Source organism: Arthrobacter echini (genome assembly GCF_008107445.1).
GTDB classification, from domain to species: domain Bacteria; phylum Actinomycetota; class Actinomycetes; order Actinomycetales; family Micrococcaceae; genus Arthrobacter_D; species Arthrobacter_D echini_A.
The window spans coordinates 54830-67186 of record NZ_VSLD01000002.1 but is presented as its reverse complement, the minus strand read 5'-3'; the positions used below and the strand labels follow the sequence as shown (position 1 = coordinate 67186).

General features: G+C 69.4%; 11 protein-coding genes. 1 reads left to right on the top strand and 10 read right to left on the bottom strand.

Features of this window, described 5'->3' with window-relative positions:
• Positions 1-117 precede the first annotated feature (117 nt).
• From pafA to FQ377_RS04900, 9 genes are all read right to left on the bottom strand, one after another.
• Positions 118-1479, bottom strand: coding sequence for a Pup--protein ligase (pafA, locus tag FQ377_RS04940; protein ID WP_148600158.1), 1362 nt, complete (start codon positions 1477-1479; stop codon positions 118-120).
• Complete coding sequence (prcA, locus tag FQ377_RS04935; protein ID WP_148600157.1) at positions 1479-2216, bottom strand: proteasome subunit alpha; 738 nt, start codon at positions 2214-2216, stop codon at positions 1479-1481. Before prcA ends, pafA begins: the two co-directional genes overlap by 1 nt.
• Positions 2217-2218: 2 nt before the next feature.
• Complete coding sequence (gene prcB / locus FQ377_RS04930; RefSeq protein WP_148600156.1) at positions 2219-3061, bottom strand: proteasome subunit beta; 843 nt, start codon at positions 3059-3061, stop codon at positions 2219-2221.
• Between the two features lie 3 nt (positions 3062-3064).
• Positions 3065-3265 carry a ubiquitin-like protein Pup gene (locus FQ377_RS04925; RefSeq protein WP_148600155.1) on the bottom strand — a complete coding sequence of 67 codons (201 nt, stop codon included), beginning with the start codon at positions 3263-3265 and terminating at the stop codon, positions 3065-3067.
• A gap of 55 nt (positions 3266-3320) precedes the next feature.
• Positions 3321-4886, bottom strand: coding sequence for a depupylase/deamidase Dop (gene dop, locus FQ377_RS04920; protein WP_148600525.1), 1566 nt, complete (start codon positions 4884-4886; stop codon positions 3321-3323).
• 77 nt (positions 4887-4963) lie between these two features.
• Entirely contained in the window at positions 4964-6721 is a 1758-nt protein-coding gene (gene arc, locus FQ377_RS04915) for a proteasome ATPase (protein WP_148600154.1), read from the bottom strand.
• 117 nt (positions 6722-6838) lie between these two features.
• Positions 6839-7930 carry a tRNA (adenine-N1)-methyltransferase gene (locus tag FQ377_RS04910; protein ID WP_148600153.1) on the bottom strand — a complete coding sequence of 364 codons (1092 nt, stop codon included), beginning with the start codon at positions 7928-7930 and terminating at the stop codon, positions 6839-6841.
• A 131-nt stretch (positions 7931-8061) separates the two neighbouring features.
• On the bottom strand, positions 8062-9216 hold the full coding sequence (locus FQ377_RS04905) for a site-2 protease family protein (RefSeq protein ID WP_262364286.1): 1155 nt from the start codon (positions 9214-9216) through the stop codon (positions 8062-8064).
• The gene (locus tag FQ377_RS04900; protein WP_148600151.1) at positions 9213-9989 is read right to left on the bottom strand and encodes an HAD family hydrolase; all 777 of its coding nucleotides are present in this window, start codon (positions 9987-9989) and stop codon (positions 9213-9215) included. Before FQ377_RS04900 ends, FQ377_RS04905 begins: the two co-directional genes overlap by 4 nt.
• A 106-nt stretch (positions 9990-10095) precedes the next feature.
• On the opposite strand from FQ377_RS04900, the gene FQ377_RS04895 reads away from it, so the two are divergent.
• Entirely contained in the window at positions 10096-10983 is an 888-nt protein-coding gene (locus tag FQ377_RS04895) for a PAC2 family protein (protein ID WP_262364285.1), read from the top strand.
• Between the two features lie 63 nt (positions 10984-11046).
• Here FQ377_RS04895 and mshC read toward each other — a convergent pair whose 3' ends face one another.
• On the bottom strand, positions 11047-12357 hold the full coding sequence (gene mshC / locus FQ377_RS04890; RefSeq protein ID WP_148600150.1) for a cysteine--1-D-myo-inosityl 2-amino-2-deoxy-alpha-D-glucopyranoside ligase: 1311 nt from the start codon (positions 12355-12357) through the stop codon (positions 11047-11049).

Below are 12357 nucleotides of genomic sequence, written 5' to 3'. Positions count from 1 at the left end.
TGTCCGCTCAGTGAGGTCAGCGGACGGGGAAGCTCCGACAAGCCTAACGGCTGATGGGCGCCGACCGGTTCCGGGCCGGTGCTCCGGAGGGTGCCGGGGACGCCCCGCCGCCGCCTGCTACAGCTGCTGCAGAAGCAGGTCCACGCGCTCGTCCACCGAGGCGAAAGGATCCTTGCAGAGGATCGTCTGCTGGGCGCGGTCGTTCAGTTTGAGGTGCACCCAGTCCACCGTGTAGTCGCGGTTCGCCTCTTTCGCGCGTCGGACGAACTCCCCGCGCAGCTTGGCGCGCGTGGTCTGGGGAGGGGTGTCCACGGCTTCCTTGATCACCGTGTCCTCGATGACGCGCGCCGCTTCCCCCCGTGCCTGCAGCAGGAAGAAGAGCCCGCGTTGCCGGGAGATGTCGTGGTAGGTGAGATCCAGCTGGGCCGCCCTCGCGGAGTCGAGGTCCTCCCCCGACCGGGCGAGATAGCGGTCGATCAGCTTCTTCTTGATCGCCCAGTCCACCTCCGTGTCGATGCCGGTGGTGTCACCGGTCTCGACGGCGTCGAGGACCCGCGCCCACAGGTCGAGGATCGCGGGCACGTGGTCGTTGTGCGCGCCGTGCCGCTCCACGAAGGCGCTCGCACGCCCGAGGTACTCCCGCTGCATCTCGATGGCGGTCAGCTGCCTGCCGTTCGCCAGTTTCAGCAGCTGGCGTCCACTCAGATCGTGGGAGATCTCCCGGATGCTCCGGATCGGGTTCTCCAGGCGGAAGTCACGCATCTGCTCCCCGGCCTCCACCATGCGCAGGAGGAGATCGACGGATCCGATCTTGAGGAGCGTGGTGGTCTCCGACATGTTGGAGTCCCCGGCGATCACGTGCAGGCGGCGGTAGTGCTCGGCGTCGGCGTGGGGTTCGTCGCGGGTGTTGATGATCGGCCGCGACCGGGTGGTCGCCGAGGAGATGCCCTCCCACAGGTGGTCGGCGCGCTGCGAGAACGCGTAGAGGGAACCGGTCTGCGTGGCGAGGACCTTGCCCGCTCCGACCAGCAGTTGCCGCGTGACGAGGAAGGGGATGAGGATGTCGGCGAGGCGGGCGAACTCGATCCTGCGGGGGATCAGGTAGTTCTCGTGGCTGCCGTAGGAGTTGCCGGCCGAGTCCGTGTTGTTCTTGAAGAGGTAGATCCTGCCGTCGTAGCCCTCCTGCGCTAGCTTCCGCTGGGCCTCCTGGACGAGGTCCTCGAGGATCAGCTCGCCGGCCCGATCGTGGGCGATGAGCTGCGCGAGGTCGTCGCACTCGGCGGTGGCGTACTCAGGGTGCGACCCCACATCGAGATACAGCCGGGAGCCGTTCGTGAGGAAGACGTTCGAGGACCTGCCCCAGCTCACCACTTTGCGGAAAAGGTACCTGGCCACCTCCTCGGGAGACAGCTGACGGGAGTTGGGCCCGGAGTAGGAGATCCCGAACTCGGTCTCCACGCCGAAGATGCGTCGTTCCATCAGGCGTCCTGTCCGTGCTGCAGCAGTGTGCCGAGTTCGGGTTCCCCGATGCGGCGGAAGGCACGGCGACTGCCCCGGAGCGTGTCCGGATCGCGCTCGAGGAAGGCCACCTCGAGGACCGACGCATCGGGTGTCCGATCGCCGGACGAGTCGTCGGTCCTCTCGCCCGAGGCCCTCCGCAGGGAGCGGGCGGAGGCGTACACGGCCTCACCGAGGCCGAGCTCCGGGGACCAGGAGGCCCGCAGTGCGTCGACCACGGCGTCCGCAGCCCCACCCATGACCACGAAGCCCGCCTCGTCCGCGATGGAGCCGTCGAACATCAGCCGGTACAGGTGGTCCGCCTCCTGGGTGCGGCCCACCTCGGCCACCACGAGTTCCACCTCGAACGGCTTGCTCTCCGCCGTGAAGACCGCACCCAGGCTCTGCGCGTAGACGCTGGCGAGCCCGCGGGCCGTGACGTCCTCACGCGCGTAGGAGTAGCCGCGGATGTCCGCATACCGCACGCCGGCCTGCCGGAGGCTCTCGAACTCGTTGTACTTGCCCACCGCCGCGAAGGCGATCCGGTCGTAGATCTCCCCGAGCTTGTGCAGGGAGGGCGAGGGATTCTCGGCGACGAGCGCGATGCCGTCACGGCAACTCATGACCACCACCGACCGCCCTCGGCCGATGCCCTTCCGCGCGAAGTCGGCGCGGTCCTTCATCAACTGCTCGGGGGACACGTAGAACGGCTGGGTCATGCCTAGGCCTCCCGTCCGGCGGAGGAACGGGCCTCGATGAGCTCGCGGGCGACGGCCTCGAGCTCCCGATCGGGGACCCGCCGCGATCCGGCCGCGTCCACCACGTAGACCACGGGCCACAGTCCGCGGACCACGTCCGGGCCCCCGGTGGCGGAGTCGTCGTCGGCGGCGTCGTAGAGCGCCTCCACGCCCACGCGTACCGCCGCCGCCTCGTCCAGGTCGGAGTTCCAGAGCTTCTTCAGCGCGCCCCGGGCGAAGACCGAGCCGGAGCCTACCGAGTGGTGTTCGCGCTCCTCGTAGCGGCCGCCCGTGGCATCGAAGGAGAAGAGCCGGCCCACCCGGCGCTCGGTGTCGAAGCCGGCGAACAGGGGCACGACGGCGAGGCCCTGCATCGCGAGGGGAAGATTCTGGCGCACCATCGCGGCGAGCCGGTTGGCCTTGCCGTCGAGGCTCATCCTGGTGGCCTCGATCTTCTCGTAGTGCTCGAGCTCCACCTGGAACAGGCGCGCCAGGTCCACCCCTATACCGGCGCTGCCGGCGATCCCGAGGACGGAGTAGTCATCGGCGGGGAAGACCTTCTCGATGTGGCGGCTCGCGATGACGTTGCCCATGGTGGCGCGCCGGTCCCCCGCCATGAGGACGCCTCCCGGGAAGGTCATGGCGACGATCGTCGTCGCGTGCGGTGCCAGCTGGCCTGCGCCGGACGGGGTGCCGGTCACGCCCGGTGTCGAGGGCGGAGGCATCCCGGGCGAGGGCAGGAGGGAGGGGTGATGGACGGACAGGTAGCCGGCGAACGAACCGGCCGCGGCCCCGGGTATCGCTGATGCCAGATCCTCCGGGAGCATCCGCTACTGGCCGCCCTTCTGCACGAAGCCGCGAACGAACTCCTCCGCGTTGGACTCCAGGACGCCGTCGATCTCGTCCAGCAGGTCGTCGACGCCCTGGGTCTGCGCGGAGCCCTGGGCTGCGGGGGCAGCGTCGGCGGGTTCCGGGATCTCCTCCTCCGCCGCAGCCGACGAGGAGGTGGTGCTGCGGTCCTGTGTTGCCATGATGGTCACCCTTTCCGTACCCGCGATCACCGAGGTGATCAGGTTGCTCAGGCTCCTATGGTGCCACGCGCCGATCCGGTCCGCTCAACAGCCGGGCGAGAAAATCCTCGGCATCGCCGGCCTGGTCGAAGAGCTCCGCGGTGAGCCCTGCAGTGCCACGCAGCGGTTCCCGGGTCTCGACCCGCTGGAGGCGCCGTTCCCCTGCGAGCTCGAAGATCAGCGAGTCCCAGCTGGCCCCGACCACTTCCGCCGGATACTCGGAGATGCAGCGCCCACGGAAGTAGGCCCGGGTGTCCCGCGGGGGCTCGACGGCGGCCCGGGCCACCTCGGCAGGTTCCACGAGGAGCTCGACGTCGCCGCGCCGGGCCAGTCTGGCGTAGATCCCCCGGTCGGGTCGGAGGTCCGCGTACTGCAGGTCCACCAGCGCCAGCCGGGCGTCGGTCCAGGCCAGGCCGTCGCGGGCGCGGTAGGCCTCGAGCACCTTGAGCTTGGCGATCCAGTCGACCTGGCGCGAGGCATCCGCCGGGTCCCGCCGCAGCGTCGCCAGGAGGGCCTGCCAGCGCTCCACGACGTCGCGCGTCTGCTCGTCGGCGTCCTCCGGGAGCGCCTGCAGGACCGCGTCGCAGTACACCTCCTGCAGGTCGAGGCCTGTCATGGTCCTGCCATCGGTGAGGCGGACGCGGGCCCGCAGCGTTGGGTCGTGGCTGATGGCCCTCAGGGCGTCCACCGGGTCCTCGAGTGCGGGCACTGGCGCCAGGCCCTGTTCGATGAGGGCGAGGACGAGCGCCGTCGTCCCCGTCTTGAGGTAGTTGGAGACCTCGTTCAGATTCGCGTCGCCGATGATGACGTGGAGCCGCCGGTACTTCTCCGCGACGGCGTGCGGTTCGTCCCTCGTGTTGATGATGGGCCGCCGCACGGTGGTCTCCAGCCCGATCTCGTTCTCGAAGAAATCGGCGCGCTGGCTGAGCTGGAAGCCGGCCTCCTGGTTCAGCGGCCCGCGTCCCACGCGACCGGCCCCGCAGATGACCTGGCGTGAGACGAAGAACGGGATGAGCGCTTCGGCGAGCCGGGAGAACGGGACGCTGCGCGGTACGAGGTAGTTCTCGTGCGAGCCGTAGGAGACGCTCTTGCTGTCCGTGTTGTTCTTGTACAGGATCACCGGGGAGAAGCCGGGCGTGGCGTTGATCCTGTCCATCGCCGCTGCGGCCACGTGGTCCCCGGCCCGGTCCCAGAGGACCGCGTCGAGGGGATTGGTCACCTCGGGCGAGGAGTACTCGGGATGGGCATGGTCGACGTACAGCCGCGCGCCATTGTTCAGCACGAGGTTCATGAGGACGGGGATCTCCTCGGATCCGCCCCGCTCGAGGGCGATCTGCTCGGCACTGAGCTCGGGGGGTTCATCGGTGAGCTGGCTCGGGTGGGCGCTGGCGCGGTCCATCCGGAACCCGCGCGCATCTGTCAGCGGCGTCTCGTCCGTGTAGTCCCATCGGGTTCCCGCCAGGTTGCCGAGGCCCTGGCGCAGGGTGGCCGCGTACGCGTTGACCACCTGCGAGGACAGGAGGGTCGCGTTGGCGGACGGGAGATCCGGCGCGATGATGCCGTACTCCGTCTCGGTGCCCATGACCCGGTGGACGGAGATCCCCTCCCCGACCGGTGGGAGTCCCACCGGTCGGGTCGTCGACCGCCCTGGCGAACGGATCACAGATACTGACCGGTGTTGGCCGTGGTCTCGAGCGACTTTCCGGGTTCCTGACCAGCCTTGCCCTGCACGATGGTGCGGATGTACGTGATGCGCTCACCCTTCTTACCGGAGATGCGCGCCCAGTCGTCGGGATTGGTCGTGTTCGGCATGTCCTCGTGCTCGCGGAACTCGTCCACCACGGCGCGCATGAGGTGCTCTATGCGCAGGCCCTTGCTGCCGTCCAGGAGCAGGTCCTTGATGGCGTACTTCTTGGCCCGGTCCACGACGTTCTGGATCACGGCTCCGGAGTTGAAGTCCTTGAAGTACAGCATCTCCGTGTCCCCGTTGGCGTAGGTCACCTCGAGGTACTCGTTGGACTTGTCGGTCGAGTACATCTGCTCGACCGTCCGGCGGATCATCTCGGAGATGGTGGTCTGCGCGTCGTTGCCGTTCTCCGCGAGATCGTCCGCGTGCAGCGGCAGGTCCGCCGTGACGTACTTCGCGAAGATCTCGGCGGCACCCTCGGCGTCGGGCCGCTGGATCTTGATCTTCACATCGAGGCGCCCAGGGCGGAGGATGGCCGGGTCGATCATGTCCTCGCGGTTCGACGCCCCGATCACGATCACGTTCTCGAGCTTCTCGACGCCGTCGATCTCGCTGAGCAGCTGGGGGACGATGGTGGTCTCGACGTCGGAGGAGACCCCGGTGCCCCGCGTGCGGAACAGCGAGTCCATCTCGTCGAAGAATACGACCACGGGGCTGCCGTCCGAGGCCTTCTCCCGGGCCCGCGCGAAGATCAGCCTGATATGCCGCTCGGTCTCCCCGACGTACTTGTCGAGCAGTTCCGGGCCCTTGATGTTGAGGAAGTAGCTCCTGATCTGCTCGACGCCGGCGCGCTCCGCCGCCCGGGCGGCGAGGGAGTTCGCCACGGCCTTGGCGATCAGCGTCTTGCCGCAGCCCGGGGGCCCGTAGAGGAGGATTCCCTTGGGCGGCTTGAGGCCGTGCTCACGGTAGAGATCGGGGTGCAGGAACGGGAGCTCGACGGCGTCCCTGATCTGCTCGATCTGCGGGCCCAGGCCTCCGATGTCGCCGTAGGCGATATCGGGGACGTCCTCGAGGACGAGATTCTCCACCTCGCTGCGGGGTACCTTCTCCAGCCCGTACCCTGATCTCGCGTCCATCGCCAGGGCGTCGCCCACGCGGACCTTCTCGGCCTGCAGCGGCCCGGAGAGCTTGATCAGGCGTTCGTCGTCGGTCCGGCCCACCACGAGGGCGCGGTCCGTGCCGACCACTTCCTTGACGGTGACGAGTTCCCCGGCACGTTCGAAGCCCAGGGCCGCAACGATCGTGAGGGACTCGTTCAGGAGCACCTCCTGCCCCGGTGCCAGCCGCCGGACACTGATGAGGGGGCTGACCGTGACGCGCAGCTTGCGTCCGGACTGCAGGATGTCAGCGGTGTCCTGCACCGTCGCGTCGGTGGTGATGCCCGGTTCGGACGCCCGCTTCGGGTTGACCTGCATGACCGTCGCGAAGCTGAAGGGCGCCGCGCCCTCCTTCTCGAGGGCGGCCTTCAGCCGCACGATCTCCGTGCGGGCGGCTTCCAGTGCACTCACGAGCTTGCCGTTGTTTTGCGTGGCCGCCGCCAACTGCCGGTCGATGCCCCGCAGCTTGTCGCGGACCACACCGAGTTGGCGCTGCGCCACCGAAGGGTCGGCGGCGGGCGAGCCGGCGCGCCGCTGCTCGTCCGCGGGAGGATTGACGTCGGATTCCGACATGTTGTTCGCCACCTTGGGTTGGTCCTTCGGCTGTCTTCCGACTGTAGCGCAGACACCTGACGGTCCTGCGTGGGTGCCGGGATCCGGCCCGGGTGACCCCGACCGGGCCGGGACGGGCTACTCGACTCCCCCGCCGTCGGCGATGGCGTCGCGCCGCGCCTGCGCCTCGTCCGGAGGGAGCGCACCGCGCTGGATGGTCGACGCCGCGTCGCGCGCCACCCTCCGCAGCCGCTTGTCGGACACCTCCCGCTCACCGACTGCCCGCGGTGTCCAGGCGTTGAGGTCCTCCTCGCTGAACCCGGTCTTCGACGGGCGACGCTTGGGGGTGAAGCCCACGGCGCCGTCGGCGAGTCTGCGCGCCGTGAGCAGGAAACCTGTGTGCGCCACCATACGGTGGTCGGGCCGCACCGCCAGTCCCTCCAGGTGCCAGCCGCGCACCATCGACTCCCATCCCTCGGGTTCCGTGAAGCGGCCGTCCGCCCTGATCGCCTCGGCCGTGCGGGAGAGCTGCGTGACCGTGGCGACGTAGCTGATCCACACTCCTCCGGGAGCCAGGACGGTCGCGACGGCGTCGAGGCATTCCCAGGGTGCCAGCATGTCGAGCACCACCCGGTCCACGGACCCGGGCTCCTCGTGCTCCACCACCTGCTCCTGGAAGTCCCCGAGCGTGATCCGCCAGGCGGGGTGGACTCCGCCGAAGATGGTCTCCACGTTCCCCCGGGCGATGTCGGCGAACTCGGAGCGCCGCTCGAAGGAGTGGAGGTAGCCGGCGTCGCCCACGGCCCGCAGGAGCGAGATGGACAGTGCGCCGGAGCCTACGCCCGCCTCGACCACGCGTGCACCCGGATAGATGTCGGCCATCGTGACGATCTGCGCGGCATCCTTCGGGTAGACCACCGCCGCGCCGCGCGGCATGGACAGGACGAAGTCCGACAGGAGCGGCCGGAGCGCCTGGTAGAGCTGCCCGCTGGTGTTCTCGAGGATGGTGCCCTCGTCGGAACCGATGATCGCATCGTGCTGGAGGAAGCCTTTGTGGGTGTGGAACGCGCCGTCGGGTGTGAGCGTGATGGTGTTCATCCGGCCCTTCTCGTCGGTCAGCTGCACGCGCTCGCCGGGACGGAACGGGCCGCGGCGGGCTGCCGCGCCGTGAGGTGCCTTCTCCGAGGAGGGCGTGGTCGGTGTGGGGGGCTCGATCGGGCTGGAAGTCATGCGTGGTCCTTCGGCGTGCGCCGGCGTGGCCGGCAGGAGGATGGGAACAGTCTGGAAGGTGATGCGGGTCGGGTGCAGGCGCCTGCTGTCGGCTCGTCGTAATGCCCGCGGCGGCGCGCACTCCGACTGCCTCAGGGGCCGGGAGCGCTCTTGCCGGTGATGGCCTGCACCACGGTCCGCTGGTGGAGTACACCGGTGACGGCACCGCGGCGGTCGATCACGGCGTACTCACTCCCCTCGAGCCGTGCCAGGAACTGCACGAGCTCCTGGCCCTCGGCGTTCTCGGGGACGTACGCGCCGGCTCCGAGGCGGCGCGCGGCGGCCGAGACCGGGGTCGTGTCGGCGACGTCGTCCGGTACGGCCAGGAGCGCGGTCTCGTCGACCACGGCTTCCGGGATCCCTGCTGCTCCGGTCAGGACCACGACGGTGCCCGGGTTCTCGCGCAGGAGGCGGCGGGCGGCGAGGACGCTCGTCCCCGACGGAAGGCCTACGGCCCGGTGCTGGAGGCGCCCGGCGCTGATCTCCGGCAGGCGGAGACGCATGCGCGCGTTCTCGATCACGGCCGAGGCCCCCATCCACAGGAAGGCACCCATGACGACGGCGATGACGATGATCGTCAGATCGGGCGACCGGCCCTGCAGCAGGGGCGGGCCGACAACGGCCAGGAGCAGGAGAACCACGATCACCCGGCCGGCCCAGCCTGCCGCGATCGTTCCCCGCTCCTGGCTGCCGGTCGCCTTCCAGACCGCGCTCTCGACCAGGCGTCCGCCATCGAGGGGCAGTCCGGGCAGCACGTTGAACACGGCGAGCAGCAGATTGGCCCAGACGAGGATGGTCGCCAGGAGGTAGGCGACGGAGCCCGACTCCATGAGCTGCAGGACACCCCAGCCGAGCGCTGCGAGGAGGAAGTTCGCGGCCGGTCCGGCGAGTGCCACGAGGAGGGATCGTCCGGGTGAGGCGTTGTAGGTGGCGAACTGGGTATGGCCGCCCCACAGGTTCAGCACGATGCGCGTGGTGGGCCAGCCGAAGGCCCGTGCCGTCAGGGCATGGGCCAGTTCGTGGAGGAGCACGGAGACGGCGAGCAGCAGGGCGTAGCCCAGGGCGACGAGGTACGATCCGGCGCCGATACCGGGGAACGCCGCAGCGACCCGCGGCCCGAAGACCAGCGCGATGATCACGGTGATCACGAACCACGACCAGGCCAGCACCACGGGGATCCCGAGGATGCGCCCGAGCGAGAGACCCGGTGCGGGCTGGGCCCGGACCGGCTTCGGGGTGGTGCTCACCGGTGCCGGGCGACGGCGTCGGGACGCACGCCCGCGGGGAGCAGGCCGGCGAGGTGGGCGGGGGTCCTGCCCACCAGGGTGTCCCAGTCCGTGCGGCGGGCATCCGGTGGGAGCGTGCCGATGTGCGGGACGGCCAGGGTCACGACGCCGGCGGCGAGCGCCGAGGTCACCCCCGGCAGTGAATCCTCGATCGCGAGCACGCGGTCCTTGCTGAGCCCCGGATGATCCATGGACAGGAGGTCGAAGCCCAGCTGGTAGGCCTCCGGGTCGGGCTTGCCGTGGCGCACGCGGTCACCGGTGACGAGATGGGAGAACGTGCCTTCCGGGAGCTGGTCGGCGACGGCTCCCGCGAGGAGAGGTTCTGACATGGTGACCAGGGCACACGGTATCCCTTCCTCGTTCAGTGCCGCGAGCAGTTCCCGTGCACCGGGCCGCCAGGGTGCACCGGTTCGGACCTGGGCCGCGACCTGCTCGGTGAGCTGGTCGATGATGTCCTGGACCCCGAGGCGGACGCCGGCGCGCTGGAGCTGGGTGGCGGAGTACTGGAGTGCCTGCCCCACGAGTTCGAGGGCCTGCTCGGGCGTCCACGTTCCCCCGTGGGCTTCCACGAGCTCCTTCTCGGCACGGATCCAGAAGGGCTCCGTGTCGACGATCGTCCCGTCCATGTCCCAGAGCACGGCCTGGAGCCTGTGGGCCTCCGAACGGGTGGAGTCACCGTCGCGTGGATCGTCATGGAGTGGGGTCTGGACGCTGTCGGTGGAGGGGGATGCCATGATCCCAAGTCTACGGTGGGCTCCTCCCGGCCCAGGTGCCTATGCTGTGCGCGAAGCCGTACGGGCACGCCTGACACGCCCGGGCGGCGGGGCTAGGGTGAGAAGCGTGGACAGCTTCGACGAGAACCGGCAGGGCGGGGTACAGGGACTTTTCCAGGATGCCGATGAGCCCGAGCGGCGCATCACCATCATGCTCGCGGCCTTCGAGGGGTGGAACGACGCCGGCGAGGCGGCCAGTGACGCGCTGAAGTACCTGGGCCGATTCTTCGGGAGCGAGCGGATCTCCACGATCGACGCCGACGAGTTCTACGACTTCCAGTTCACCCGGCCGATGGTGTCGCGGAACTCCTCCGGCCAGCGCCGTATCACCTGGCCCACCACACGCATCAGCAAGACCGAGGTGCCCGAGTCGAATGTGGATCTCATCCTCGTCAACGGCGTCGAGCCCTCCTACAAGTGGCGTGCGTACACGGCCGAACTGGTGGCCCTCGCGAAGGAGCTCGAAGTGGACTGCATCGTTCTGGTCGGGGCGTTGCTCGCCGATGTGCCCCACTCCCGGCCCATCCCCGTGACCGTCACCTCCGACGACGCGATGGTGCGCGAGAGCCTGGACGTCGAACCATCCACCTACGAGGGTCCGATCGGGATCGTCGGGGTACTGGCCGAGATGGGTCTGCTCGCGGACATCCCCACCATGTCGCTCTGGGCCGCCGTCCCGCACTACGTGGGGCAGTCCCCCTCTCCCAAGGCCCAGCTCGCGCTGCTGAACAAGCTGGAGGAGGTGCTGCAGATCACGGTCGACTCGCACATCCTGACCGAGGAGGCCGAGGCCTGGGAGCGCGGGGTCGACGAGCTCGCCGTCGAGGACCCCGAGGTCGCCGCTTACGTACGCCAGCTGGAGGAGGCCAAGGACACGGTGGACCTGCCGGAGGCCAGTGGCGAGTCCATTGCGCGCGAGTTCGAGCGGTATCTCAGGAAACGCCGCGGGGAGTAGCCTCCCCGACGCATCCGACGTACGCGCGGTGTCGAGCGGGTGGCCTCGGAACCGGAGTGCTGCTCAGGCGCGGTCGAGGCGCACGCCGAGCAGGGCGTCCACCACATCGACCAGCCGCCGGCGCACCGACGCCGGGGGCCGGCCGGTCACCGGGTCCGTCGACGACGTCCTGTCGGTCGTGGAGACCGCCCACGCATCGACAGCCTCGAGGGCCGAGGGTGCATCGAGGTCGTTCGCGAGGTGCCCGCGCACCCTGTCACTGACGAGGACGACGTCGTCCTCGGTCGCCAGATCGGCAGCGGTCCGCCATGCGGCGAGCCGCGCCTCGGCCGTCGGCAGGACGGAGCCGGTCCAGGACCAGTCGGAACGGTAATGGTGGGCGAGGATGGCGAGGCGGATCGCCGCCGGGTCCGTCCCAGAACGGCGCAGTTGCGACACGAGGACCAGGTTGCCGAGGGACTTGCTCATCTTCGCCCCGTCGTAGCCCACCATGCCTGCGTGCGCGTAGTGCTCGGCGAGGGGTTCCCCCCCGGCCGCCCAGGCGTGGGAGGCGCTCATCTCGTGGTGCGGGAAGATCAGATCGGAGCCGCCACCCTGCACGGTGAACGGTGCCGGCAGGAAGCGCCTGGCGATCACGGCGCACTCGATGTGCCAGCCCGGTCGCCCCTGGCCCAGACGTCCGCCCTGCCAGGAGGGTTCACCGGGGCGTGCGGCGCGCCAGAGCAGCGGGTCCAGCGCGTTGCGCTTGTGCGGCCGTGCCGGGTCCCCGCCGCGCTCGGCGGACAGCTCGAGCATCGTCTCCGCATCCAGGTGCGAGACCTGGCCCAGGAACCAGCGTGCGGTATCGCCCTCCCCGAGCGAGGAGACGGCGTCGAGGGAGAAGTAGATGTCACCGTCGGGCTCGCCGTCCCCACCCGGGACGGCGTAGGCGAGACCTCGGTCCACCAGATCCTCCACCACCGGCACGATCCACTCGATGGATTCGACAGCACCGATGTAGTGGTCCGGAGGCAGGACGTTGAGCGCTTCCATGTCCTCACGGAACAGCTCGGTCTGCTCGGCTGCGAGATCCTGCCACGCGACGCCCGTCGCTGTGGCGCGGGTGAGCAACGGATCGTCGACGTCGGTCACGTTCTGCACGTAGGAGACTCTCGACCCGGTGTCGCGCCACGTGCGGTTCAGGAGGTCGAAGGCGACGTAGGTGGACGCATGGCCCAGGTGGGTCGCGTCATAGGGGGTGATCCCGCAGACGTAGAGGCTTCGCTCGTTTCGCACCGGCAGGGGGACGAGCTCCTGGCGAGCCGTGTCGAACAGCTTCAGGTCCGACTGGGTGCCGTCGAGGTCGGGGACAGGGGTCGAGTTCCACGCAATCAC